Annotated in this window: 24 protein-coding genes and 1 tRNA gene; 11 read left to right on the top strand and 14 right to left on the bottom strand. The window is 64.8% G+C overall.

Translation table 11 applies throughout. The features are described 5' to 3' along the window. The first annotated feature begins 350 nt into the window (after positions 1 to 350). Genes ACM43_RS27585 through ACM43_RS27600 form a run of 4 tightly spaced genes read left to right on the top strand, consistent with a single transcriptional unit; the run spans position 351 to position 4,077 of the window. Entirely contained in the window at positions 351 to 1,775 is a 1,425-nt protein-coding gene (locus tag ACM43_RS27585; RefSeq protein WP_271544419.1) for an efflux RND transporter periplasmic adaptor subunit, read from the top strand. Further along, complete coding sequence (locus ACM43_RS27590; protein ID WP_271544421.1) at positions 1,772 to 2,497, top strand: ABC transporter ATP-binding protein; 726 nt, start codon at positions 1,772 to 1,774, stop codon at positions 2,495 to 2,497. The genes ACM43_RS27585 and ACM43_RS27590 overlap by 4 nt, the downstream gene beginning before the upstream one ends. Then, entirely contained in the window at positions 2,494 to 3,717 is a 1,224-nt protein-coding gene (locus tag ACM43_RS27595) for an ABC transporter permease (protein ID WP_271544423.1), read from the top strand. The genes ACM43_RS27590 and ACM43_RS27595 overlap by 4 nt, the downstream gene beginning before the upstream one ends. 39 nt (positions 3,718 to 3,756) lie before the next feature. After that, entirely contained in the window at positions 3,757 to 4,077 is a 321-nt protein-coding gene (locus ACM43_RS27600; RefSeq protein ID WP_198399585.1) for a response regulator transcription factor, read from the top strand. Between the two features lie 857 nt (positions 4,078 to 4,934). On the opposite strand, the gene ACM43_RS27605 is transcribed toward ACM43_RS27600, so the two are convergent. Next, positions 4,935 to 5,507: a hypothetical protein gene (locus tag ACM43_RS27605; protein ID WP_271544426.1), complete on the bottom strand. Its 573-nt coding sequence runs from the start codon at positions 5,505 to 5,507 to the stop codon at positions 4,935 to 4,937. Positions 5,508 to 5,900: 393 nt separating this feature from the next. On the opposite strand from ACM43_RS27605, the gene ACM43_RS27610 reads away from it, so the two are divergent. Then, a complete protein-coding gene (locus ACM43_RS27610) occupies positions 5,901 to 6,560 on the top strand; it encodes a peroxiredoxin (protein WP_157280498.1) in 660 nt (219 codons plus the stop codon). Between the two features lie 122 nt (positions 6,561 to 6,682). Here ACM43_RS27610 and ACM43_RS27615 read toward each other — a convergent pair whose 3' ends face one another. Then, positions 6,683 to 8,413, bottom strand: a complete 1,731-nt coding sequence (locus ACM43_RS27615; protein WP_271544428.1) for a methyl-accepting chemotaxis protein — start codon at positions 8,411 to 8,413, stop codon at positions 6,683 to 6,685. Positions 8,414 to 8,583: 170 nt separating this feature from the next. On the opposite strand from ACM43_RS27615, the gene ACM43_RS27620 reads away from it, so the two are divergent. Then, the gene (locus ACM43_RS27620) at positions 8,584 to 9,975 is read left to right on the top strand and encodes a cryptochrome/photolyase family protein (RefSeq protein ID WP_271545086.1); all 1,392 of its coding nucleotides are present in this window, start codon (positions 8,584 to 8,586) and stop codon (positions 9,973 to 9,975) included. Between the two features lie 66 nt (positions 9,976 to 10,041). Beyond that, positions 10,042 to 10,335, top strand: coding sequence for a histone (locus ACM43_RS27625; RefSeq protein ID WP_271544430.1), 294 nt, complete (start codon positions 10,042 to 10,044; stop codon positions 10,333 to 10,335). Between the two features lie 116 nt (positions 10,336 to 10,451). Here the strand turns inward: ACM43_RS27625 and ACM43_RS27630 are convergent, their stop codons facing one another. After that, positions 10,452 to 11,324: a DMT family transporter gene (locus ACM43_RS27630; protein ID WP_271544432.1), complete on the bottom strand. Its 873-nt coding sequence runs from the start codon at positions 11,322 to 11,324 to the stop codon at positions 10,452 to 10,454. A gap of 99 nt (positions 11,325 to 11,423) precedes the next feature. After that, on the bottom strand, positions 11,424 to 11,870 hold the full coding sequence (locus tag ACM43_RS27635) for a hypothetical protein (protein ID WP_157280506.1): 447 nt from the start codon (positions 11,868 to 11,870) through the stop codon (positions 11,424 to 11,426). 300 nt (positions 11,871 to 12,170) lie between these two features. Between ACM43_RS27635 and ACM43_RS27640 the strand changes: the two genes are divergently transcribed. Then, positions 12,171 to 12,434 carry a hypothetical protein gene (locus ACM43_RS27640; RefSeq protein WP_036041425.1) on the top strand — a complete coding sequence of 88 codons (264 nt, stop codon included), beginning with the start codon at positions 12,171 to 12,173 and terminating at the stop codon, positions 12,432 to 12,434. 259 nt (positions 12,435 to 12,693) lie between these two features. On the opposite strand, the gene ACM43_RS27645 is transcribed toward ACM43_RS27640, so the two are convergent. After that, a complete protein-coding gene (locus tag ACM43_RS27645) occupies positions 12,694 to 12,969 on the bottom strand; it encodes a hypothetical protein (protein ID WP_271544435.1) in 276 nt (91 codons plus the stop codon). A 257-nt stretch (positions 12,970 to 13,226) separates the two neighbouring features. Between ACM43_RS27645 and ACM43_RS27650 the strand changes: the two genes are divergently transcribed. Then, the gene (locus tag ACM43_RS27650; protein ID WP_404655611.1) at positions 13,227 to 13,484 is read left to right on the top strand and encodes a DUF3775 domain-containing protein; all 258 of its coding nucleotides are present in this window, start codon (positions 13,227 to 13,229) and stop codon (positions 13,482 to 13,484) included. A 75-nt stretch (positions 13,485 to 13,559) separates the two neighbouring features. Here the strand turns inward: ACM43_RS27650 and ACM43_RS27655 are convergent. The 3 genes from ACM43_RS27655 to ACM43_RS27665 all read right to left on the bottom strand — a co-directional run bounded on the left by ACM43_RS27655 (position 13,560) and on the right by ACM43_RS27665 (position 15,039). Beyond that, positions 13,560 to 13,636 (bottom strand) — tRNA-Arg (locus ACM43_RS27655). 149 nt (positions 13,637 to 13,785) lie between these two features. Beyond that, positions 13,786 to 14,304, bottom strand: coding sequence for a hypothetical protein (locus tag ACM43_RS27660; RefSeq protein ID WP_271544437.1), 519 nt, complete (start codon positions 14,302 to 14,304; stop codon positions 13,786 to 13,788). A gap of 162 nt (positions 14,305 to 14,466) precedes the next feature. Further along, positions 14,467 to 15,039 carry a hypothetical protein gene (locus tag ACM43_RS27665; protein WP_271544439.1) on the bottom strand — a complete coding sequence of 191 codons (573 nt, stop codon included), beginning with the start codon at positions 15,037 to 15,039 and terminating at the stop codon, positions 14,467 to 14,469. A 181-nt stretch (positions 15,040 to 15,220) separates the two neighbouring features. Between ACM43_RS27665 and ACM43_RS27670 the strand changes: the two genes are divergently transcribed. Continuing rightward, the gene (locus ACM43_RS27670) at positions 15,221 to 15,607 is read left to right on the top strand and encodes a VOC family protein (RefSeq protein WP_271544441.1); all 387 of its coding nucleotides are present in this window, start codon (positions 15,221 to 15,223) and stop codon (positions 15,605 to 15,607) included. A gap of 59 nt (positions 15,608 to 15,666) precedes the next feature. Here ACM43_RS27670 and ACM43_RS27675 read toward each other — a convergent pair whose 3' ends face one another. Beyond that, positions 15,667 to 16,164 (bottom strand): hypothetical protein, encoded by a 498-nt coding sequence (locus ACM43_RS27675; protein ID WP_271544443.1) that lies wholly within the window; start codon positions 16,162 to 16,164, stop codon positions 15,667 to 15,669. 251 nt (positions 16,165 to 16,415) lie between these two features. On the opposite strand from ACM43_RS27675, the gene ACM43_RS27680 reads away from it, so the two are divergent. Next, positions 16,416 to 16,769, top strand: a complete 354-nt coding sequence (locus ACM43_RS27680) for a GrlR family regulatory protein (protein WP_271544445.1) — start codon at positions 16,416 to 16,418, stop codon at positions 16,767 to 16,769. Here ACM43_RS27680 and ACM43_RS27685 read toward each other — a convergent pair whose 3' ends face one another. The 5 genes from ACM43_RS27685 to ACM43_RS27705 form a co-directional block, all read right to left on the bottom strand. Further along, positions 16,770 to 19,457 carry a PAS domain S-box protein gene (locus tag ACM43_RS27685; protein ID WP_271544446.1) on the bottom strand — a complete coding sequence of 896 codons (2,688 nt, stop codon included), beginning with the start codon at positions 19,455 to 19,457 and terminating at the stop codon, positions 16,770 to 16,772. Positions 19,458 to 19,644: 187 nt separating this feature from the next. Then, positions 19,645 to 20,460 (bottom strand): NUDIX hydrolase, encoded by an 816-nt coding sequence (locus ACM43_RS27690; protein ID WP_271544447.1) that lies wholly within the window; start codon positions 20,458 to 20,460, stop codon positions 19,645 to 19,647. Between the two features lie 4 nt (positions 20,461 to 20,464). Beyond that, a complete protein-coding gene (locus ACM43_RS27695) occupies positions 20,465 to 21,418 on the bottom strand; it encodes a dihydrodipicolinate synthase family protein (protein WP_271544448.1) in 954 nt (317 codons plus the stop codon). A 129-nt stretch (positions 21,419 to 21,547) separates the two neighbouring features. After that, a complete protein-coding gene (locus ACM43_RS27700) occupies positions 21,548 to 22,426 on the bottom strand; it encodes an SDR family oxidoreductase (RefSeq protein WP_271544449.1) in 879 nt (292 codons plus the stop codon). 179 nt (positions 22,427 to 22,605) lie between these two features. Next, positions 22,606 to 23,466 (bottom strand): MaoC family dehydratase, encoded by an 861-nt coding sequence (locus ACM43_RS27705; RefSeq protein ID WP_036011141.1) that lies wholly within the window; start codon positions 23,464 to 23,466, stop codon positions 22,606 to 22,608. Positions 23,467 to 23,613 lie beyond the last annotated feature (147 nt).

Genomic DNA, 23,613 nt, shown 5'->3' on the forward strand with positions numbered 1-23,613 from the left:
AGAATGCGGCAATGCTGCGTCGTGGTCTCGCCGGCTGCATCATGGCACGCCACCCATGTGACGACTCGACGCCAGCTGCTGCCGCTCCGGCCGGATCAGACGGGACGTTTAGTCAGCTTATCGAGTTCGATACCGCGCGCCTCATATCGATACGCTCCGTATGCATCCTGATCAAATCACGAAAAGTAGCACCCCACCTGCTTTACCACTGGATGATGCGCCACGCCCGACCGTCAGCCCGGCGAGGACGACATACTGACATTCGATACAACCTTAGACGTTTTACAACCATAGCGAGCTTGCCACTTTCTCCCGATTCCCCGAAATCAATTCAATCGGCGAGTTTTGATATGCGATTTGTGCCAGCATTTGCCTTGCTCGGAGCTTCATGCGGCCTCGCTGCGATCCTCTACGCCGGTCCGGGCACGATCGCCGGCGCTGCCGGGAGCGCGGCGGACACGGCGGCTCGCGCCTATGAGCAGACCAGGCGGCTGCTCGTGCCCGGCGGCCACGAAGCGCCGACCTTCGGATCGGATGCCCCCTTGTTCCGCTATGCCTCGATCCAGCGCGGCAGCATCGAGCAGACCGTCACCGTCACCGGCGCCCTGCAGCCGGTCAAGACGATCGAGGTTGGATCGCAACTGTCGGGGCAGCTCGCCCGCGTCTATGTCGACTTCAACGACACCGTCACCAGGGATCAGCCGCTTGCTCTGATCGATCCGCGCAGCTTTGCAGCCAAGGTCGACGAGGCCCGGGCGTCGCTGGCCGTCGCCAATGCCCTGGTCGACATCGCCAGGGCCAAGCTCGACCGCGCCAGAATCGATCTGCAGAACGCGAGGGGCAGCCGCGACGTGCTCGCGGCCAAGCTCGAGAGCGCGCAGGCGGTGAAGTCCTCGGCTCAGAAGACGTTGCAGCGCAAGCTGGCGCTGCAGTCGCAGAACGTGGTGGCGACGACGGCGGTCGACGACGCACAGACCGAATTCACCGCGCGCCTCGCCCAGGAACGCGAAGCCGAGATCCTGATGTCCCTCAACTCCTATTCGGTGGAGGGTGCACAGGCCGACGTCCGCCGCATCGAGGCGGAGCTGCAGCAGGCTCGCATGGCGGTGCCGGAGAAAGCCGCCGTCCTCGCCGCAGCCCAGGCCGATCTCGACCGCACCATGATCCGTTCGCCGATCGACGGCGTCGTGGTCGGCAGGTTCGTCAACGAGGGGCAGACGCTCGCGGTCGGACTGGAAGCGCGCACCACCTTCATGGTGGCGCACCGCCTGGAGGACATGGAAATTCACGCGCAGGTCGATGAAGCCGATATCGGCCGCATCGCACCCGGGCAGCACGCGCATTTCACCGTCGACGCCTACCCGGACCGCCGCTTCGAGGCCGTGGTGCGCCAGGTGCGCAAGGCGCCGCAGACCCAGCAGAACGTCGTCACCTACACCGTGGTGCTGGCGACCGCCAACCTCGACGGCGCGCTGCTGCCGGGAATGACTGCCCTGGTGAAGATCGTCATCGAACGCCAGGACGACGTGCTGAAAGTGCCGCTTGCAGCGCTGCGATTCCAGCCGACCGGCACGCGGCCGGACACCGGACGCAGCGGCGTGTGGGTGCGCACCGCCAGCGGCGCGCTGCAGCGCGTCGCGGTCACGGTCGGCGCCGCCGGCACCGAGCAGGTCGCGCTTCGGAGCGGAGACCTCGTCGAGGGCAGCGAGGTTGCCGTCGGCCAAGCCATCCGCCCGGCGGGCATGGAAATTCTCGGAATCAGGTTTGGGTCATGACCGCCGCTGCGCCCTTCATCAGCCTCCAGTCGGTCAGCAGGACCTATCGCACCGAGGGCGTCGCGGTGGCCGCGGTGCGCAATGTCAGCTTCGACATCGCGCAAGGCGAGATCGTCGCCGTGATGGGACCGTCCGGCTCCGGCAAGTCGACGCTGATGAACATGATCGGATTGCTCGACCTGCCGAGCGCGGGCGCGGTCTATCTTCAGGGCGCCAACGTTGCCGATCTCACGGAAGATCGCCGGTCGTCCCTGCGCGCTCGCAGCATCGGCTTCGTGTTCCAATCCTACAATCTGCTCGCGCGCCACGATGCCATCGAGAACGTCGCATTGCCGCTGGTCTATTGCGGGATCGCGCGCAAGGAACGCCTGGCGCGCGCGGAAGCGAGCCTTCGGGCGGTCGGCATGCTGCACCGGGCCCATCACTTCCCGCGGCAGCTCTCCGGCGGCGAGCAGCAGCGCGTCGCAATCGCGCGGGCACTGATCGCCTCTCCCCTGATCGTGCTCGCCGACGAGCCGACCGGCGCGCTCGACAGCCGCACCGGCGCCGAGATCCTGTCCCTGTTCGCCGCGCTCAACCGGAGCGGCCAGACCATCGTCATGATCACCCACGATCCCGGCATCGCGGCCCAGTGCCGGCGCACGATCCACCTGCATGACGGCGAGCTCGTCGGCGACGAAACGCAGGCCCCTGCTCTGCCGAAACGGAGCGCTGTGTCATGACGATGCTGCAGGGCTTCCAGATCGCATTCCACGCCCTGCGCCTCAATCCGCTGCGCAGCTTCCTCACCATGCTCGGCATCGTGATCGGTGTCGCCTCGATCGTGACGGTGTTCGCGATCGGATCCGGCGCGCAGCTGCGCCTGCAGGAACAGATCCGATCGATCGGCGCCAACGTGCTGATGATCACCCCCGGCGCGGTCTACCAGGGCGGCGTGCGTCTCAAGGACGGCAGCAAGCTGACGATGACCGAGAGCGACGTGCAGGCCATCCTCGAGCAGATTCCGGAAATCCAGGCCGCAGCCGGCTCCATCGCAGGAACGGCGCAAGTCATCCACGAAGGCAAGAACTGGAACACGACGATCAACGGCACGACCACCGGTCACTTCATGGTGCGCGACTGGCAGCTGGCGGCCGGGCGCTATTTCTCCGCCACCGAGGAGGCCGGTGCCGGCAAGGTCGTGATCCTCGGAAGCACGGTCGCGCGCGAGCTGTTCGCACCCGGCGACGATCCCATCGGCGCGCAGATCAGGATCATGAAGGTCCCGCTCGAGGTGGTCGGCGTGCTCGACCGCAAGGGACCGGCCCAGGACGACGTCGCCTTCGTGCCGCTCACCACGGCCAAGCTGCGCTTCCTCGGCAGCGCCAGCAACATCAACCGCGACTCGGTCGCCTACATCATCGCCAAGGTGGCCGCAGACGGTCAGATGGCGGGCGCGCGCGCGGAGATCGCGAACCTGCTGCGGCAGCGCCACCGCATCCCCGCCGGCCAGGACGACGACTTCAAGGTCCAGGATCCCGCCGCCGCCATGGAAGCGCAGCAGGGCGCAATCCGCACCGTCGCGCTGCTGCTCGTCGCCATCGCCTCGGTTTCGCTGCTCGTCGGCGGCATCAGCATCATGAACGTCATGATCGTGTCGGTCACCGAGCGCACGCGGGAGATCGGCATCCGCCGGGCGCTCGGCGGGCGGATGCGCGACATCCGTCTGCAGTTTCTCTGCGAAGCGCTCGTCCTCTGCCTGCTCGGCGGCGCCATCGGCGTCGCCGGCGGCATCACGCTCTCGATGACGGTCGCCCGCATGGCCGGTTGGGTCACCTCGATCGACGGCCAGGCGATCGGCCTGTCTCTCGCCTTCTCGATCGCGACGGGCCTCGTCTTTGGCTTCTATCCAGCCCACAAGGCGTCCAAGCTGAGCCCGATCGAGGCACTCAAGACGGAGTGAGAGCATGCCGGGATGTTCGCAAAGGCCACGGAGGCAGCCATGAGCTCGGATCCGAAAGACTTGATTGCACCGACTCCGCGCGAACGGGAGCTGATGACGCTGATCGCACGGGGGATGCAGAACAAGAACATCGCCTACGAGCTCAACATCTCGGAAAACACGGTGCGGGCTCATATCGGCAACATCATGCGCAAGTACCGGCTTCAGAACAGAACGCAGATCGCGATCGCCTTTGCCCTGCACACGGCTCCATCCTCGCTCCGCCGTGATCTCGCCAAGACCGAACTCTATCCGGCCGCGACGAAGCCGGCGCAGGCGCTTGCACCGAATCCACCGGCGGCGCAGACCGCGCCGGATTGAATGGTTGCAGCTACCATCCCTTGCGTTGCCCGACGGGCAAAACATCCAAGATGCCGGTCAATCTCGGTCGCCAAAAATATTCCACTTTACCGAAATTCGGAAATCGCGTATGTGTCGCGCAACCCGGCCCAAGGAAGAGGGGCGTATCGCGATCGTCACGAACGCGGGCCGGGGGGCGGTGGACGCGGGCCACATCGGCGCGAAAAGCTTCGCAGGGCGGGTAACCGTGAGCGAAGACCTCGCGCCAACGACGGGTGCGGTTCGCGTACGGCAAAATCGTGTGGTCCTGGCGCCCGGGGTCTGTGCGCCAAGTCTTGCGGTGATGTGAGCGGCCCAACCGGGCCCACGCATCAGCCATCCGCAAGGCGACGGGGGCAATAGTGCATCGCTCCCCGGGGAGAGCACGACATAAGCCGTCAACCCACTGCGCAGGGAAGGCCGGATGTTTGGCTTCACCTGTATGCCGCTGTGCAAATTCTTCGTTGCCACTTTCGCACAGTGGACCGTGGGTGCCCGGCCGGCACCCGGTCTTCCCTGCGCCCTCTTTCAATTGAAAGTGAGCAAGAAGCAAAGCTCGGGCGAGTCCGCCGCGAGGATGCGAAGGCGTGTCCGCGACCGAAATGCGAATTGAAGAACGCGCTGCCCACCACACACTCCATCATTGCGAGCGCAGCGAAGCAATCCAGAGTCTTTCCGTGGAGGGATTCTGGATTGCTTCGCTCCGCTCGCAATGACGGTGTTGAGGCAGCGTCCGGGACACGAGCGTGACACGACTTCCCTGGCCTGTTGCAGCGGCCAGAGCCCTTCATCCAGCGAAACTAAACGAAGCTGTGAGCCGCGACCGCGGCCCATTTGCCTTACATCCCGATGTCGAACACGTTCGGCAATTGGCCCGCCAGAGGCAGTGCGGTGGCGCCGAGGAAGGTCGCCACCATCGCCATCAGGCGACGGTTGTTCTGGCGCTTGCCGCGCATCTGGCCGGCGATCCACTCCAGCATCTCGCTGTTGACCTTGGAAGCATAGGACGGCGCCCAGCTCTCGATCTCGGTGTCGGCCGACAGCGCAACGCTGCGCGGCGGCACCTTCAGGCCCGAGGCGCTCGCGGCATAATGGGCGACCGCCTTGGCAAGCAGGTCGTCGAACCGGCCGCCATCGGTGCGCTCGGTCGCGGCCTCGTTGATCTCGAACAGAACTTCGGCCTCGGCGCGGCTGACCGGCTGGTCGTTGACGGCGGTGGCGGTGAGGATGCGCATGCACCAGGCGGTGTCATCAGCGTCGAGCGAGCGGGAGAAATGCACCCGTCCCTTGGTGGTCGGGCCTTCGCCCGTGATCACGCCGTCGCGCACGACGGAAAGGGCATGAGTTGCAGTATCGCGGCAGGACGGCACGAGGGACGACGACTCGGTAGGCTTAGGCGCAGCGGCGGACATAGTTCACTTCCAGACTTCTTCTGATCGACCAGCATTTCCATGCCGGCGTAAAGGGGTGGTTAACGATTCGATACGGGGATCGCGACTTTTCTAGATGGTTGCCAATTGGTCGCTATCAGGACCAATCTGGTTCTAGAACGCGCCGGGCGAGCGTGATGAAAGTCATAAAAGGCATTATCGGGGCGAGCGAGACCGTGTGACCCCGGGTGGAGCTGTTTCGCCGCAGCTGCCGCTGTAACAATAAGTTGCTAGAAAATCGGCCCGTCAAAGAAGAAATTCACATTCTACTTGAGCCGGTTCAGTTGGCGTTCACTTAGGCCGGCGAAGCCCTTATAATGGATGTGACGGCCGGAGACGAATTCTCGATTAGATTCAATGAGATGAGGTAAGATCATGACACTTCCGATCGGCGCCACCGCCCCTGACTTCGAAGCCGAAACCACCGAAGGGAAGATCAAGTTCCACGACTGGATCGGCGACAGCTGGGCCCTCTTGTTCTCACACCCGAAGGATTTCACGCCGGTTTGCACCACCGAGCTCGGCGCCCTCGCCAAGCTGAAGCCGGAATTCGACAAGCGCGGGGTGAAGCTGATGGGCCTCTCGGTCGATCCGGTCGACCGTCATGCCAAATGGTCGGAAGACATCATGGAGACTCAAGGCGCCGCGCCAAACTACCCGATGATCGGCGACACCGATTTCAACGTCTCCAAGCTCTACGGCATGCTGCCGGCCTCGACCTCTGGCGATCCCCTCACCCGGACGCCGGCCGACAACCAAACCGTCCGCAACGTCTTCATCATCGGCCCGGACAAGAAGATCAAGCTGGTGCTGGTCTATCCGATGACGACGGGCCGGAACTTCCAGGAGATCCTGCGCGTCATCGACTCGCTCCAGCTGACCGCCAAGCATCGCGTCGCCACCCCGGCCGACTGGTCGCAGGGCGACGACGTCATCATCGCGGGCTCGGTCTCCAACGACGAGGCCAAGACGATCTATCCGCAGGGGTGGAAGGAGCCGAAGCCCTACATCCGCATCGTCCCGCAGCCCAGATGACTTTTGGCGGTCGCGGATAGCGGCCGCAAAAAGTCATCCCGGGGCGATGCGTCAGCATCGAACCCGGGATCTCGAGATCCCGGGGCTGGTCCTTAGGACCATCCCGGGATGACGACCCAGAATCACGCCGCGTGCACGCGGTCGAGGAAGCTCTCGACCTCGGCCTTCAGATGCAGGCTCTCGCCCGACAGCGCCTGGGCGGAAGCAAACATCCGGCTCGACGTTTCACCCGTCTCGCTGGCGCCCTTGGCGGCGTGACGGACATTGACCGCGACATCGGCCGTGCCTGACACCGCGGCGCGCACGCTGGCCACGATGTTGTGCGTCGCGCTTTTCTGTTGCTCGACCGCCGCCGAGATCGAGCCTGCGATGCCGCTGATGCGCTCGATGGTCTGGCTGATCGCCTTGATGGCTGCAACCGATTCCTCGGTCGCAAGCTGCATGCTCTCGATCTGGTTCGAGATCTCGTCGGTCGCCTTCGCGGTCTGGCCGGCGAGCGTCTTGACCTCCTGAGCCACCACCGCGAAGCCGCGGCCGGCATCGCCCGCGCGCGCAGCCTCGATGGTCGCATTCAGCGCCAGCAGATTCGTCTGCTCGGCGATCGAGGTGATCAGCTTGACGACGTCGCCGATGCGCGAGCCGGCCTCCGAGAGCTGCGCGATGCGCTGGTCCGTCGCTTCGGCCTGCCGCACCGCCTCGGCGGAGATCTCGTTCGATTCCTGCACCCGGCGGGTGATCTCGGAGATGGATTGAGACAGCTCGTCGGAAGCGGACGCGGCCGAACGCACATGCTCGGAGGCGCTTTCGGAAGCTCCCGCCGACTGCGCCGACAGATCTGCCGTGGAGCGCGCGGCGTCGGTCAGTTGTCGCGCGGCGCGCTCGAACTCGCCGGACGATGCCAGCACCTTGTCGACAATGCCGCCGACGCTGCCGCGGAACCCCTCGACGAAGTTGCGCAGCTCGGCCTTGCGCTGCTCGGCTGCGGCAGCGGTAGCCGCCGCCTGCTCGGTGCGTAGGCGCGCCCGCTCCTGCGAGTTGCTCTTGAACACCGCGAGCGTGCGGGCGATCTCGCCGATCTCGTCGGCACGGTCCTCGCATTCGATCGCGACGTCGCCCTGGCCGTTGGCAAGCGCGGTGAGCGAATGCGTCACCGAGGTCAGCGGCCGCGTGATGCGGCGGACGACCAGCAGGGTCAGGACCAGCACCAGAAGCGCGGCAAGGCCGGCAGCGGCAGCCATGCTCTCCATCGCCTGGGACAGCATGCCCTCGAACTGCGTCATGGGGATGCCGACATAGAGAATGCCGGCGACCTTGCCGGTGGCATCCGCGATCGGGAAATAGGCGGTCATGAACGTCTTGCCGAATAGCGTCGCCGGCCCCTTATAGGGCTCGCCACGGCGCAGCGGGGCCTGCCCCGGATGATCCGCGGCCAGCTGGGTCCCGACGGCGCGGTCGCCGTTTTCCTTTTTCACGTTGGTCGAGCGGCGGATGAACTGCCCGCTCGCCGCGTCGAACACGAACAGCGTCGCGTTGCCGCCGACATAGGACACCGCCCGGTCGACGATGGCGTGATCCCTGAAGTCGGGCATTTTGGGGATCTCGGCGCGGACCACCGCGCCATCCCGGATCGTGATCTTGGCTTCGGGAACGGTCTCCGCAAAGGCCAGCCCCAGCGTGCGCAGATTGACCTCGATGTCGCGCAGGGCGCGGTCATTGAAGGCGGATGTCAGTGACCAATAGCCTGCGCCGACCACGAGCGCCGTGTTCATTGCGATCAGCAGCACCGCGCACAGGACCGCCTTGGTGCCGAGCTTGAAACGCGGCAGGAACTTCGCCGTTAGAAGATTGGACATGGATGGAATGACCCCCGTAATTCCTGCATATTGGTGCAATTGACTTACAGCCCGATTAACGACGGTTCCCGCGGGCAGCACGCGGGATGGTTTCCAAGTGGTAAACGAGGCCTTCCCTGACCCCGCCCAGTCAGCCGTCCATCATCGTCTGGTTTCGCGACGATCTCCGCCTGTCCGACCACCCCGCCCTCCACGCCGCCGCCAAGTCCGGAGCGCCGGTGCTTTGCCTCTACGTACTGGACGAGGCGGCGGGGCGAGCGCCGGGCGGCGCGGCACGCTGGTGGCTGGCGCAGTCGCTGCGGGCGCTCGGCGCCGAGATCGCCGCGCGCGGCGGCTCGCTTGTCCTGCGCAGAGGGCCCGCGGCCAAGGTGATCCCTGAGGTGGTGCGACAGAGCGGTGCCCGCGCCGTTTATTGGAACGAAATCGCGCAGGCGCCTCATCAGGCAATTGAGCGACAGCTCCAAGCGGCCCTGGCAAAGCTGGGCACGCACACGCAAAGCTTCCCCGGCGACCTGCTCGTCCCGCCCGCGGCGATTCGCACCAAGGACGGCCGGGGCCTGCGCGTGTTCACCCCGTTCTGGCGCCGCGTGCTGGCGCTCGGCGACCCGCCAAAGCCCCTGCCTGCACCAAAGGAGCTGCGCCCTGCACCGATCATCCCAAGCAATCGGCTGGAGAGCTGGCAGCTCGAGCCGACCGCGCCCGATTGGGCGGGCGGCCTGCGCGAGGCATGGACCCCCGGTGCCGCGTCCGCCCAACTGCGCTTGCGCGACTTCCTCGAGCACAATGTTCGAATGTATCTCGGCGACCGCGACCGTCCGGATCGAGAGGGCACCTCACGGGTGTCGCCGCATCTGCGCTTCGGCGAGCTCAGCCCGCGTCAGGTCTGGCACGCCGCCCGGTTTGCCGCGGCGGAAGATCCGGCACGCGGGCAAGGCGTCGAAAAATTCCTGAGCGAGCTCGGCTGGCGCGAATTCGGCCGCCACCTCCTCCACGATCACCCCAACCTCGCCGCCGAAAACCTGCAGGCGAGCTTCGATGGCTTCCCTTGGCAGCCCGACAAACAAGCGCTCGCCGCCTGGCAGCGCGGGCGCACCGGATACCCCATCGTCGATGCCGGCCTGCGCGAGCTCTGGCGCACCGGCATGATGCACAACCGGGTGCGGATGGTGGTGGCCTCCTTCCTGGTCAAGCACCTCCTGATCGACTGGCGCGAGGGGGAGACCTGGTTCTGGGACACGCTGGTCGACGCGGACGCCGGCAGCAACTCTGCCAACTGGCAATGGGTCGCCGGCTGCGGCGCGGACGCTGCGCCCTATTTCCGCGTGTTCAATCCGCAGCTTCAGGGCGAGAAATTCGATCCTGACGGAGCCTATGTTCGACGCTGGGTTCCGCAACTGAAGGCCCTGCCGGCCAAGCTGATCCACCGGCCCTGGCAGGCAACGCCGATCGAGCTTGCGAGCGCGGGCATCACCATCGGCAAGACCTATCCGCAGCCGATTGTCGATCATGCCAGCGCACGCGAACGCGCGCTCGCCGCCTACGCAAAGATCCGCAAAGGTTGAGCGGCGCTTTGACACGATTTCGAAACCCGCTATCGTCATCGCTCCATGCAAACCGTGGGGGACGATATGGACGACGAGAAGCCGATCACCGAACAGGCGATGGAGACGATCACCACTGCCGTGGAAACGACCAAGGACGCGGCAGTCGCCGCAGTCAAGCAGGTGAAGAAAGCCGCCAAGAAGGTCGCGAAGAAAGTAGCGCCGAAGAAGGCGGCCAAGAAGAAAACCAAGAAGGCTGCGAAGAAGACGACGAAGAAGGCCGCAAAGAAGTCGTCCAAGAAGGCCGCGAAAAAGTCTGCGAAAAAGGCAGCCAAGAAAGCCGGCAAGTCGAAGAAGAAGGCCAAGAAGGCCAAGCGCTGATCGCACCGGAAGACGTCTCCGGGTGCGGGCGCGCCCGGAGACAGCCCGCATCTATCCTCGCCGCTTGCTCGGCGTTGAAGCACTTCCGCGTTTCCGGCGAGCCGAACTGCGTGCCGTCAGGACCGCCAATTGACCACAAAGACCGCCGCGGCGCAGAGCGCCATGCCTGCAATGGCAATCGCGTCCAGCGTTTCTCCGAACAGCAGATAGGCCATCAGGGCCGTGACGGCCGGAACCAAATAGAACAGGCTTGCGACCGAGGTCGCCGCGGCGTGGCGGATCAGCCAGTACAACAGCCCGATCGATCCGATCGAGAGCGCGACGGCGAGCCAGGCGAGTGCAAGCACGAACTCCCGCGTCCAGTGCACCACGCGATCCTCGAACAGGAAGGCGCCGACCGCGAAGAAGATGGTGACGGCCACATACTGCACGAGATTGCCGGCGCGCCAGTCGATGTGATTGCAGTAGCGGCGCTGATAGAGCGTGCCGAGCGTGATGCTGACCAGCGAGACCACCGAGGCGAGCCAGCCGAGCCCAGCTTCGCCGGTCATCGGGCGGTTGTGCAGAATCAGCACCACCCCACCGAGGCCGAGCACGAGCCCGGCCCATTGCAGCGGCGTGACCCGTTCGCCGAGCCAGCGATTGGCGATGGTCGAGGTCAGAATCGGCTGCAGACCTGGAATCAGCGCCGACAGGCCGGCCGGAATCGAATGCGCGATCGCAATCGCGGTGCCGCCGAGATAGAAGCCGTGGACGAGGATGCCAGCGACCGCGCTGTGCGCGATGCCGGCGCTATCAGGCCATTTCGGCCGCGCGATGCCTGCGATGATTGCCATCAGCCCGACCACGATCGCCATGCGAATGGCGAGATAGGTCAAGGGATCGGCATTGTTGACGACGTATTTGGTCCCGATGAATCCGGTGCTCCAGAGCAGCACGAACAGGATCGGCGCGGCGCGGGCCGCCAGGGTTTCTTGATTATGGTTCATTGCCGCCCTCATTGCCCGACCCTCGGCCATGCGGCAATGCGAATTTCGTGGTAACAATATGCTGCGCTGCGACGGACGATCGCGGTGCGTCTCAGCCGCTCACCATTCTTCCGGGCAGGGATTGACGATCTTCCAGAGCTCGACGCCGTTCTTGATCTTCTTCATGTCGGTGGTGAGCCCGCCATTGCGGCGAATCCAGTCCTTCACCGTGTCGGGGTAGTAGGACATGAGATCGGAGGTACCCTCGGCGCTGGTGACCTTGATGCCGAAGGTGAACGCCTTGTCGTAATAGGCCTGGTGGAAGCCGAGGCTCGCGCGCGGCGTCACGCAGATCTTGTTCATCGGCACGATGCCGAGCACGAGCGTGCAGGCCGAATTGCAGATGCCGTCGATGATGACCCGCTCGCCCTTTTCGCGCACCCGCTTGTACTTGGCCTTGTACTCCTCGACATAGCCGCCGTGGTCGCGCGTGATGTGCAGCTCGGCGCGCGCGGGCGTGGCGGCGGCGAGGCAGAGCAACAGCAGACTCGGAAGCGTGATGCGCATGGCGAGACGACGACGAAGGCCTTCAGGAATGTACCGGACTCGAGGGGCCGGCAAATGATCCCCCGGGGCCGGCGGCAGAATTCTTAACCGAATAGTCTTTGGTCATACTTGTGTGGGGAATTCGTTAAGCATCCCGAAAAGGCCAAAAATGGGCAGCTTTCGCCGCATGTCCGGCAATTCTGTCACACCCACCCGGAAATCTGCGGGATTGGCCGTGATTTCGGGCCTCCGGAGCGATGCTTGGCCGCTCGAAATTGCTATAACAGGCTGACCTATTCGAGCGGGTTCCGGAGAATCGAGATGAGCAAGTTGACGCGTGTCGCCGCGGTTGCGGCCTTGACGGCTGCGGTCTTGGCCCCCGCCCTCGCGGAGGCGAACGGCCGCCACCGGTACCACCGCTCCTACGCCAACCCGCTGCCCTACCCGATCAGCTACCTGCACAATTACGGCCCGGGTATCACCCCCGGCACCTTCGCCTACTATGACGGCCCGGCGACCAACCACTGCTACCGCAGCGCGGCCGCTTATATTGGTCAGGACGGCCGGCGGCACCCCTGCTACTGAGGGGCCGCGGCCGCTGCTGCTCCTCTATTTGGCCAGCGGCAAATTCGCCGGGATGATGGAAGCCTTGGGCACGTGCGCAGGATGATCGTCGGATCATGGCCGGCTCGAGATGTTTGCACTTTCATGTTGATGGTACCGGTCAAGTCACGACAAGTGGCCTTATCCGCTGACCTCATCTTTTGATGCTGCAGGCCAGTGATCATTGCGCAAGACATGACCTCGCAAAAGCGAAGGGGCCCCGAGGGGCCCCCTTCAAACGTTACCAGCGGCGATAGCCGTAGTACCCATAAGGGCGCGGACCGTAATAGCGCGGCGCGTAATACCGCGGGCCGTAATATGGCCGCGGCCTGTAGTAGCCATAGTAGCTTGGCCGCCACCAGCACCGTCCCCAGGCGTCGCAAACCATGCGGACCTGCTCGATGCCGGAGACCTGCGGTGTCGCAGGCGCAGGCGCGATGGGCATGGCGGATGCCGTCGATGACGCAACGAGAGCGCCGAATAGGGACGTAGCCAATCGGCCAGTATTGAGTTTCATGATGTCTTCCTCCGCTTGCGCGATGCAGGATATCGAGGTCGTTCTGATCAAATTGTGGCCGAACCGAAATGTAATACAGATGAACAAACCTTCGGCGAGCTGACCGGGACATCACGGCTCGGCAGCCGCTGAATGCCAGTCATCCATATCTGTCGATCTCGCCGGAGAAGGTCTTCTTCATCATCTCGAAATCGAGTGATCCCACCGCGAAGCGGGCGGAGTGGCGTCGTTCTGGACATCGGTGACGACGACTTGAGCTGCGGCGGCGGTGGGCGCGGCGAAACCACCGTGCGGAGTTCGCGAGCTTCATCCACACGCTCTCAATGTTGAGATCAATCTGGGTGGCGCTGACCCGGATTGGCCACGGCGACGGTGATCTCTCCGATTGGCGTCGACTGCGCGCTCAGGCCGCGCAGACGCACAACCAGGGGGACCGCCTCTCACCGAACTACGAGATCGAGAAGCAATTGCTGCGGTCGGGCGCGCGGCGGCAAACCGGCATCCCGGCAAGCTGATGCACGCGCGCCGCGGGCCCATCGGCGTGATCCGCCGCCCGCGCCGCTTTAGAACATATATGGAACAAAGAAGATTGGCGCGCTCGGAAGGATTCGAACCTCCGACCCTCGGAATCGAAATCCGATGCTCTATCCAGCTGAGCTACGAGCGCCCTGGCCCGAGTAGCGAGCCACCGAGATCCGCCGGCCGGCGCTGGCGAGGAGCCAGCACACCCGACAGCGGTCGGATTGGTTCGAATTAGCAGAGAGGCCGGCCAATAAAAAGCCCTTCCCGCCTCGATCGAGGCTACCGAAGGCGCTGTTACCAGGTCGTGTTGAAGAGGCCGAAATGCGGCTGCTGAGCGACCAGCATCATGGGGCGGCCCGGCTGATGCACCGAATAGGTCCTGACGATCTTACGCTTGGGCTGGGCCTGGACCGGAGACGCTTGAGCCGGGGACGTCTGCGGCTGAACGGCCTCGGACTTCCTGGCTGCGGCGGTCCCGGCCCTCGGCTCTGGCGTGAACTGGGCGAAGGTCTCGCGCACCCGCGTCTTGGCCGACATCTCGGCCAAAGCCGGCGACAGGCTCTCCTGTACCGGTGGCTGGGGAGCCGCAACTGCGGCAGTCTGAACCGCGGGTGCGGCAATCGTCGGCTGGCTCGTGTCGAGGACGACGCGCTCAGGCAGATGACGATCGGACCGGATTCGGATCAGCGGCTGGTCGTTGCTTGCGGTCGCAACGGCCTGCGCTAGGGGCGCCGCCGGGAAAACGAAATCCGCCGCGAACAGCAGTGTGAGCAAAGCTCCACCGACAAAGATGAGATACCTAAAGATGGGCATTGGCCGCGCTCCGCCCCCCGCATCCCCGCGTGGGCTCTGCTCGCCTCAACAGGCGATCTTCCAATTGGTTCCTGGCCCAGCCGTTCGGTTCAAATGGTGATGCATGGTTTTTCGGCCAAGGACCGCAGAAGGTAACTTTTCAGCTACCGGGACAGGCCGCCTTCAAGCGCGGCGTGCTGCAACCGGGGAACATTTTGCCTGATCGGCATTCACGTTAACGAAGCCAATTGGGATACGCACGAAGGTCTTGCGGCTCTTCATGCTGACCGGATCCGCCAGCACGCGGCTGCGGTCGGTCAGATGACTTCCGTCGCGCCGCGTGAAGGCACAGACGATCTCGACATCTTTTACGGCATAGTCGTTGTCGTTTCGCAGCGTGAACGTCACCAGGGCTTTGGAGCCGAGGCCGCCGCGACGCCAGGTCTGTGATGAAATCCTGAGACGACCAAGTTCTGCTGTCGCCGGCACCTGAGCTTCGGACACAGGCGAGGCCACTTTGGACGAATCGCCGGAGGGAGGCGCTTCAACAGCCGCCAGCTCAGGCCTCACCGGCTCAGCACTGTTGCCCTTGGAGAGAGGTAGCAGCATCCAAATGCCGCAACCGACGATGATTGCCGCCAGCAGCCATAGAAGGCTTCGGCCAAATGAGACGCTCGCAATCGTCACCGCCCGCGCCAGTCGTTCGCCGGTGCCGGCCAAGCGCCCCAATCCGAGTCGGTCGAGCCTCGCATTCATGGTTGCACACCGATCGCGACCGCAGCACCATCGAAGATGGATTTAGTCACAGCTTACCTTAATTCGGGCGACGAACTAAGGTTCCCCCAACGTCATGCGAGTCGGCAACGGCGGTGGTGACCACCGGCGATACTGCTAGCATGCGCCGTAGCATCGAATAGTCCCGTTGGGAGATTATGAAATGCCGTTCGCCGTCGCTTGGGATCACGTCCATCTGCGCAGCCCCGATCCGGAGGCCACCGCGGCCTGGCTGCGGGACATCCTTGGTGGCGAGATCGTGCACGCGCCAGGACGAATCGACGTGAACCTCGGCGGAGCCAGGATCTTCATCGCGCCACTCGAGGGCGACAGCGCCGTCAGCCCGCCACCTCCGCACCCACATCAGGGCCTTGACCATTTCGGCTTGACGGTGAAGGACATCGACGCGGTCGCCGCCGAGATCAAGGCCAAGGGTGTCACGTTCACGCGCGAGCCGACGACCATTCGTCCCGGCGTACGCATCTGCTTCATCCGCGGGCCCGAAGGCATCTCGATCGAGCTGCTCGAGCGCGACAAGAAATATACCTGACGCGACGGGGCGCCCCGCCGTCCAGGCATCCGAGCCGGCGACGACGTCACGCCCGAAGGCTAAGTCATGCTACCGGGCATAAAGCAACGGATGGTGACACCCATGTAGCCGTAGATCGGCCAGACCATGGTGCGTCCCACCCGGTTCGGCTCCGAGATCACGGCCTCCGCGGGCACGTCGAGCCAGACGAACTCCTGCTGCTGGCCATCGAGCGCATAGCCATAGCGCGGGACGCGGACGCGACAATGCGCGTCCTTGCTGTCCCAGTCGGAGTCCGAGAGCGCCGAACCGTCGGCATCGGAGCAGCAAGGCCCCTTGCCGCTGCGCAGACTGTCGAACCAAGCCTTCAATTCGGGATTGGTGTTGGCGACCTGCCCGCGGTCGCGCGCGTGCCCCGAGGGGGCTGCGAGCGCGATCAAAGCCAACGCGGGCGCCAGCCTCGTCAGGTTTGCCCGGCCTATCGCATCGCCAATCCGCCGTTGTTCGCTTTTGCAATTCGTGGGACGCGCACTGTACAGACGCGGCTCATTGCCGCCGGAATCGATCCAGTTGGTCACGTTCGTCTTGCTCCAGCACCCCGCGGCCAGTGCAGCAATGGTTATGCATTTCGCGGGCCAACTCTGATTCGCAACGTCGGGCCTCGCCTCACCATCAGAGCGTCACGACGGTGTCATGGACAAATTGGAACAACTACGGCTCGCAGGCCGCCGCGACCGGCAAACTGCCTCGTTGCGCGCAGGGATGGGCTTTGGCATAAAAGCGGGACCGGTTGCGCCATTGGGCGATGGCGGCCGGCCTACGGGACGTTATGAAAAACGGCCTCTATTCAATTCATGTCACCCTGCTCGATGGTCGAGTCGGCAAGGGCAGCGGCGTGATTCTCTTCCGCGACGGCAAGATTCTCGGCGGCGATGCCTACCTCTATTACACCGGCAGCTACATGGTGAAGGACAACAACAGCTTCAAGGGCGAGGTGCTGGTGCAACGGCACACCTCGCCTCGAGGCGATGACAATCCGCTGTTCGGCGGCCCTGCCCCGGTCGGCATCGGCGTCACCGGCACGTTCACGGACACGCGCGGACAGATGACCGGCACCGCGCTGGTCGGCAAGGCCAGCCAGATCTTCGGCGCGACGCTGCACAAGCTTGCAGACGTCGATTAGCTATTCCGCGGCCTGTTCGAGGGGCGCCACACGCGGCAGGATCATCTGGATGCGCGTACCGCCACCCGGTTCGGAATCGAGATCGAGCCGGCCACCGAGCCGGTTGGTGACGATGCTGTAGACGATGTGCAGCCCGAGGCCGGTGCCGCCTTGGTCGCGCCGCGTGGTGAAAAACGGATCGAAGGCGCGGCGACGGACGTCGAGCGACATGCCGCAGCCATTGTCGGAGAAGATGATCTCGACGTTGTCCTTGCCGGACTCGCGCACCTGGATCTCGATCGTCCCGGGCCGGCCGTCCGGGAAGGCGTGCGCCACCGAGTTCAGAAACAGATTGGTCAGCACCTGGCCGTACGGGCCGGGATAGCTGTTCATGGTCAGGTCCGGCTGACACTCGACGTTGAGCGTCAGATTGTGCTTACGCAGGCCCGGCCGCAGGCTCATCACCACCTGCTCGGTGAGATCGCCGAGATCGAAAGTGCGCTGATCCGAATAGTTGCGGTCGGCGGCGACCTGCTTGAACGACTGGATCAGCTCGGCGGCGCGGTTGAGATTGGAGACGAGCTGCGAGGACGCATCGCGGCTGGTGCTGAGGAAGTCGTTGAGCGTGGAGCGGCGCAGCTCGCCGCGCTCGACTTCGGCGGTGAACATGGCCGTCTTGCGCTCTAGCGCGGAGGCAACCGTGAGGCTGATGCCGACGGGATTGTTGACCTCGTGGGCGACGCCGGCGACGAGGCGCCCGAGCGCGGCCAGCTTCTCGGCCTCGATCAGGGAGGCCTGGGTCTCGCGGAGATTGCGCAGCGCGGTTTCGGCGGCTTCCTTGGCCTTGCGCATCTCCTGCTCGCCGCGCTTGCGCTCGCCGATATCGAGCGCAACGGTCACGATCCGCTCGATCTCGCCCTCGGCGTCGAGCAGCGGCAACTTGTTGACCAGCCATTGCCGCATGTTGCCGGAGGCGTCCTGATACTCCTCCTCATAGAAACCGAGACCTTTTCGAAGCTTGAGCACCCGCTTGTCGCTCTCGTCGGACTTGGATGCGCCGTAGCGCGACATCAGGTCGGCCGTGGTGCGGCCGAGCGCCTCGCCGGGCTCGATGCCGAAGATGCCGGCCATGTAGCGGTTCATCAGCACGTAGCGCAGATTGCGATCCTTGACGTTGATCACCGCCGGCACGGTGTCGATGACCTGCTGGAGCAGGCGCCGGCCTTCGGCGATGGCTTCCTCCGCCCGCTTCTGGTCGGTGATGTCGCGCAGCGTGCCCTCGTAGCGGATGATGTTGCCCGCTTCGTCTCGCACGCCCGTGGCGCTGTCGGAGAGCCAGAGGATGTCGCCGCTGCGCTGGCGCACCTGATACTCGAACTCGCGCACCATGCCGTCGCGCGCCATCAGCCGCTGGTATTCGGCGCGCGCCTCGGGGTGGACGTAGATCGTGTGGGCGATGTCGCTGATGCTGTCGATCAGCTGCTGCGGGCTGTCGTAGCCCATCATGCGCGCCAGCGCGGGATTGGCGTTGAGGAGGTCACCGGCTGGCGTCGTCACGTAGATGCCGTCGATAGAGCCTTCGAACAGTTTTCGGTAGCTCTCCTCGGCGAGGCGCTGCTCGGTGAGCGCGCGCACCGCCGCCTCGCGCGCGGTGTCGGCCTCCTCCAACGCGCGGCGAAACACTTCGGCCGCCCGCGCAATGTCGCCGATCTCGTTGCCGAGGTCGGCGGACGGAATTGAGACGTCTTTCCGGCCGCCGGCTAGCGCGCGAATGGATCGCGCGATCTGGGCGAGCGGACGCACCGTCCTGCGAACCACGAACCAGGCAGCGCCGATGCCGATGAGCACGCCGACCGTGCCGAGCACGATGCTTTGCCATCGCGCCTCGGTCAGTGTCCGCGCGAAGTCGCGCGACAGCACGTGGCCGCGCCGGGAGCTGACCTCGCGCAGCAATTCGGTGACGCGGCCGATCAACCGGCCTTCGGTTCCCAGCACCTCGCGATCGATGTCGGCGATCTGCCGCTCGCGGACGGCGACGGCCATGATCGCCTCTGCATAGTCGTTCACCGCCGACTTCAGCTTGGCATCGGCAATATCGAGCCCCCGCATTCCCTGTGCAGCCTGCTCGGCTGCGGACGGGTTGCGCGCGAGCAGCCCGATCGCGATCCGGCCCTGTGCCTCGGACAAGCGGGACGCCAGCTCGCGGTCCGCGGTGCCTTCAACCGCTGCGTCGAATTGTTCGCGCAGCGGCGGCAGTCCGGCGAGCAGCTGGGCGCGGCGGTCGATCAGCGTGGAGATCCGCTCCAGGCCGGAGCGATAGGTTGCGAGCCGCTCGGTGACCCCGTCGAGCATGTCCTGCTGCTCGGGCGCGAGCTCGATGCGGGTCTTCTTCAGGATGTCGCTGAGCGTCGAGGCCGCCTCGCCGACCTGCTGGAACTGGATGCCGGCACCCGGATCCGTGACGAAGTCGCGCGCGGCAAGACGCAGTTCGTTCATGCGGCGATCGATGTCCTCGGCGAGGTCGCCGACGCTCTGCAGCCGCTGCAGCTCCGCGAATGTTGTATCGATGTGCCGGATCGCGATCACGCTCGCAGTCGAGGTGACAATGATCACCGCCAGCACCAACAGGAAGCTACCGAAGGTGAGCTGGCCGATGGAGAGCGAGAAGGTTCGCCTTTTCTCAGGGGACGGCGTCAATTCGGCGGACATTGGTGGTTTGAGGACCGGACTGCTGGAGGTCTAATATACGACGTATTCCTGCCCGGGGGGAACATGCCTCGGGACGCGGAATATCGTTAATATCGGGACCTGCCGCCCGCTTCAGCTTTACGACAGTTTGACGCTGGCTGCCCTGCGGGCCGGGATTCGTCGATACTTCGTTGCGTGTCGAAGTGTACTAGCCGACGGCCCCGACCTCGAACACCTCGCCGTCATAGCCGGCCTCGCTGGGGATGCGGAGCTGACGGCCGGTTTCGGTCTTGGTCATCACCGGCATCACCGTGACGATCGAGAGGCCGCGGGCGTGCTCCAGCGCCGCGCTCACGCTTCCCTGCTTGGCGAGCCGGATCAGGTTGCGTGTGGTCGGGAACGGCAGCTTGAAGCGGCCGCTCTCCCCGCCCTCCACCGCCTCGCGCGGCGAGACCCAGATCGAATCGGTGGATTCCCGTCCGTCATGGGCACCGAGCTGGTCGGGCGGTGCCGCGGCTAGGAAGAACCACGTGTCGAACCGCTTCGGCATGCCCTCCGGCGTGATCCAGTGCGCATAGGGCACGAGCGTGTCGAGCGCGAGCTGGAGGCCGTTGTCGTCGAGGATCTTCAGGAAACTGATCTTGTGCTCGTTGAGGGCGACGCGGTGAGCGTCCGCGATCTCGCCGGCGCGCTTGGCGTCGATTGGCGCGCCGGTGTCCTTCGACCGCGCCAGCAGGATGCCGCTTTCCTCAAAGGTCTCGCGGATCGCGGCGATCCGGAAGCCGCGGTCCGCTTCGCTGAGGCTTTCGCCGCCCGAATAGAGGTCGGCGCGAGCAACGATCTCGTTGTCGCCGGCATCGACACTGCCACCGGGAAACACCAGCGCGCCCGAGTTGAACTCGATCTGATGATGGCGGACCATCATGAAGACTTCGATTTCGCCGCGGCTCTTGCCATCGGCCTTCGCGCCGTCGCGCAGCAGGAGGATCGTCGAGGCCGGGCGTGATGCTGATGATTCGGCCATGCAACTAGCCTGCGGCGCTGGATTGCGGGCCGAGATTGGCGCGCTTGTCGAAACGGGCAACGCGCGACAGGAGATAATCGACCTCGGCCTTCGCCGTCGCCGTCATCGTCGCACCGGGCTTGCGCTGCGCGCTGGAGGCGATGATACCGCGCTTCTGGAGCACGTATTTGCGCACTGTGAGGCCGACGCCGGGCTGTTGCTCGTAGCGGATCAGCGGCAGATGCGCGTCGAAAATGTCATGCGCGGCGTCGCGCTTGCCGGCCTTGGAGAGGTTCACGACGTCGATCAGGAGCTCTGGGAAGGCATAGCCGGTCATGGCGCCGTCGGCACCGCGCTCCATCTCGAAGTCCAGGAAGGTGCCGCCATTGCCGCAGAGGATCGAGAGCGGACGGAGCGAACCGTCCTTCTGGAAGCCACGCAGCGTCGAGATCTTCTCCAGGCCCGGCCAGTCCTCGTGCTTGAGCATCACGCAGTTCGGATTGTCCATGACAATCTTGCGGATCACGGCGGGGGTGAACACCACCTGCAAGGTCAGCGGATAGTCCTGCAGCACCCAGGGCACATCAGGGCCGATGGCTTCCGCCGCCTGCTTGAAATAGCCGATGATCTGGTCGTCGGTGCGAAGCGAGGGCGGCGGCGCGATCATGACGCCGGCCGCGCCCGCATCCATCGAGGCCTTGGCCAGCGAACGCATGGTGGCAAAGCCCGGCGCGGAGACGCCGACGATCACCTGCATCTTCTTGGCACGCTTGACGTAGCGAATCGCCACCTGCTCGGCCTCGGCGGCGTCGAGCTTCGGAGCCTCGCCGAGAATGCCCAGCACCGTGACGCCGTCGCAGCCGACCTCCTCGTAGAAATCGGTCAGGCGATCGATCGAGCGCTCGTCGATCCGGCCGTCATCATGGAACGGCGTCGGCGCGATTGCGAAGGTGCCCTTGGCGTCGGCGGCGAGTTTCATCGTCTTTCCTTGTCTCTCTGTCGTCATTCCGGGATGGCCCGCAGGGCCAGGCCCGGAATCCATAACCCCGGCTGGTGGTTATGGATTCCGGGTTCGCGACTTCGTCGCGCCCCGGAATGACAGTTTTGGCTAAAACCGCCGCGCCCCCATCTTGATCTGCTCCTCGGAGAAGAAGATCTCCTTGGCGTGATCGACGATGTCCTGGGCCTTCCAGCCCGAGTGCGGCGGCTTCCAGCCTTCCATTTCCATCATCCGCATCTCGCGCACGCCGCGGGGCCCGGACACGCCCAGCACCTTGCCGGTCTGGTCGCCCGACAAGTCGCTGACCATGTATAGCACGGCCGGCGCGATGCCGTCCGGCCCGAGCGCGGCGCCGGGGTTCTCCTTATAGCGGGGCAGGTCTGCGGTCATGCGGGTCAGGGCGCCCGGGGCCAGCGTCCAGATCCGGATGTTGTACTTGCGGCCCTCGATCGCGAGCACGTTGGACAGGCCCCAGATGCCGCCCTTGGCCGCGCCGTAATTTGTCTGGCCGAAATTGCCGATCAGCCCTGACGTCGAGGAGGTGTTGACGATGACGCCGCCGCCGTTTTCCCGCATCCAGCGAAACACCGGCAGGGTGCAACAAAAGGTGCCCTTCAGATGGACCTTGATGACCTTGTCCCAGTCGGCTTCCGAGGCTTTTGCGAAGGTCTGGTCGCGCAAAATGCCGGCATTGTTGACCAGGATGTCGGCGCGGCCAAAGTGCTTGATGGCGTCGTCGAACACCGATTGGCCGCCCTCCATGGTGGAGATGTCGGCGCCGTTGGCGACCGCCTTGCCGCCCTCGGCCTTGATCGCATCCACCACCTGCTGCGCCATGGACTTGTCGGCGCCGGAGCCGTCGCGGGGACCGCCGAGATCGTTGACGACGACCGAGGCCCCTTCCCGCGCAAACAGTTTTGCGTAGGCCTCACCGAGCCCGCCGCCCGCGCCGGTGATCAGCGCGACCTTGCCGTCGAGTAGTCCCATGGTGGCGTCTCCCTGTTTGTTTTTCTTCCACCTCTCCCCGCTTGCGGGAGAGGTCGATCGCGTAGCGATCGGGTGAGGGGGTACAGGTCTCAATACTGTCCCGACTCGTGGTGAGAGCCCCTCACCCCGCCCTCTCCCCGCAAGAGCGGGGCGAGGGAGACGACGGCCGTACCTTGTTGCTAACCCAGCACCGTCTTGCCGTTCTTGATCACGGTGACCCCGCGCGACTTCACCTTGGCTTCGAACGAGATCACGTTGCCGTCCTTCCAGAGGTCCATGGTCACGGTCTCGCCGGGATAGACCGGCGAGGAGAACCGCGCGACGTGCTGACGGAAGGCGCTCGCATCGTAGTCGGCATAGGTCTGGAGCACGCCGCGGCAGGTGATGCCGTAGGTGCACATGCCGTGCAGGATCGGACGCGGGAAGCCGGCTTTCTTGGCGAACTCGGGATCGGAGTGCAGCGGATTGCGGTCGCCGCAGAGGCGATAGACCAGCGCCTGGTCGGGGCGCGTGGTGATGTCGATGGTCTTGTCCGGCTCGCGCGATGGGATCTTGTGCGGATCGGGCTGGGTCAGGTTCGGCCCGCCGAAGCCGCCGTCGCCGCGGGCAAAGCGCGAGGCGACCAGGGTTGCGAGCTTCTCGCCCTTCTCGTTCTTCAGCACGGTCTGGTGAACGATGACCACGCCCTTGTCCTTGCCCTTGTCGTAGACTTCGAGGACCGAGGAGTCGGCGGTGATGTTGGCGGCGACCGGCAGCGGCTGGTGGAAGGTGATGTCGCGCTCGCCGTCGACCACCATGACGCGGTTGAGGTTCATCTCGCCGGGCCCCGAGCCCCAGGCAGCGACAGAGGCGAAAGTCGGCACCACCTTCAGCGGCCGCGGCGTGAACGTGCCCTCGTTGACGAAGGCGAGTTCGTTCTCGTCCATGGGATCGGCGCCGAGGCCGATGCCGTAGGCGTAGAGCATGACTTCGCGATCGGTGTAGGCGTATTTCTGGCCGAGATTTTTCAGGCCTTTGAGCTCTTCGTATCTGGCGGACATTCTTCTGGTTTCCTCTCCGGATTCTTGTGCGCCGCTGCCAGTCGAAGTGCCCTCTCCCCCTTGTGGGAGAGGGCTGCGAGAGCCGTGCGGCAAACTCGTTTGGGTGAGGGTTGGCTCCGCAGTGACACTTCTCGTGTGGAGAGAGAC

This window comes from Bradyrhizobium sp. CCBAU 45321, assembly GCF_028128975.1.
In the GTDB taxonomy this organism is placed as follows: Bacteria; Pseudomonadota; Alphaproteobacteria; order Rhizobiales; family Xanthobacteraceae; genus Bradyrhizobium; species Bradyrhizobium yuanmingense.

Coding starts and splice junctions, on each gene's coding strand:
- ACM43_RS27585 (WP_271544419.1), top strand. CDS start 351: ATGCGATTTGTGCCAGCATTTGCCTTGCTCGGAGCTTCATGCGGCCTC.
- ACM43_RS27590 (WP_271544421.1), top strand. CDS start 1,772: ATGACCGCCGCTGCGCCCTTCATCAGCCTCCAGTCGGTCAGCAGGACC.
- ACM43_RS27595 (WP_271544423.1), top strand. CDS start 2,494: ATGACGATGCTGCAGGGCTTCCAGATCGCATTCCACGCCCTGCGCCTC.
- ACM43_RS27600 (WP_198399585.1), top strand. CDS start 3,757: ATGAGCTCGGATCCGAAAGACTTGATTGCACCGACTCCGCGCGAACGG.
- ACM43_RS27605 (WP_271544426.1), bottom strand. CDS start 5,507: ATGTCCGCCGCTGCGCCTAAGCCTACCGAGTCGTCGTCCCTCGTGCCG.
- ACM43_RS27610 (WP_157280498.1), top strand. CDS start 5,901: ATGACACTTCCGATCGGCGCCACCGCCCCTGACTTCGAAGCCGAAACC.
- ACM43_RS27615 (WP_271544428.1), bottom strand. CDS start 8,413: ATGTCCAATCTTCTAACGGCGAAGTTCCTGCCGCGTTTCAAGCTCGGC.
- ACM43_RS27625 (WP_271544430.1), top strand. CDS start 10,042: ATGGACGACGAGAAGCCGATCACCGAACAGGCGATGGAGACGATCACC.
- ACM43_RS27630 (WP_271544432.1), bottom strand. CDS start 11,324: ATGAACCATAATCAAGAAACCCTGGCGGCCCGCGCCGCGCCGATCCTG.
- ACM43_RS27635 (WP_157280506.1), bottom strand. CDS start 11,870: ATGCGCATCACGCTTCCGAGTCTGCTGTTGCTCTGCCTCGCCGCCGCC.
- ACM43_RS27640 (WP_036041425.1), top strand. CDS start 12,171: ATGAGCAAGTTGACGCGTGTCGCCGCGGTTGCGGCCTTGACGGCTGCG.
- ACM43_RS27645 (WP_271544435.1), bottom strand. CDS start 12,969: ATGAAACTCAATACTGGCCGATTGGCTACGTCCCTATTCGGCGCTCTC.
- ACM43_RS27660 (WP_271544437.1), bottom strand. CDS start 14,304: ATGCCCATCTTTAGGTATCTCATCTTTGTCGGTGGAGCTTTGCTCACA.
- ACM43_RS27665 (WP_271544439.1), bottom strand. CDS start 15,039: ATGAATGCGAGGCTCGACCGACTCGGATTGGGGCGCTTGGCCGGCACC.
- ACM43_RS27670 (WP_271544441.1), top strand. CDS start 15,221: ATGCCGTTCGCCGTCGCTTGGGATCACGTCCATCTGCGCAGCCCCGAT.
- ACM43_RS27680 (WP_271544445.1), top strand. CDS start 16,416: ATGAAAAACGGCCTCTATTCAATTCATGTCACCCTGCTCGATGGTCGA.
- ACM43_RS27685 (WP_271544446.1), bottom strand. CDS start 19,457: ATGTCCGCCGAATTGACGCCGTCCCCTGAGAAAAGGCGAACCTTCTCG.
- ACM43_RS27690 (WP_271544447.1), bottom strand. CDS start 20,460: ATGGCCGAATCATCAGCATCACGCCCGGCCTCGACGATCCTCCTGCTG.
- ACM43_RS27695 (WP_271544448.1), bottom strand. CDS start 21,418: ATGAAACTCGCCGCCGACGCCAAGGGCACCTTCGCAATCGCGCCGACG.
- ACM43_RS27700 (WP_271544449.1), bottom strand. CDS start 22,426: ATGGGACTACTCGACGGCAAGGTCGCGCTGATCACCGGCGCGGGCGGC.
- ACM43_RS27705 (WP_036011141.1), bottom strand. CDS start 23,466: ATGTCCGCCAGATACGAAGAGCTCAAAGGCCTGAAAAATCTCGGCCAG.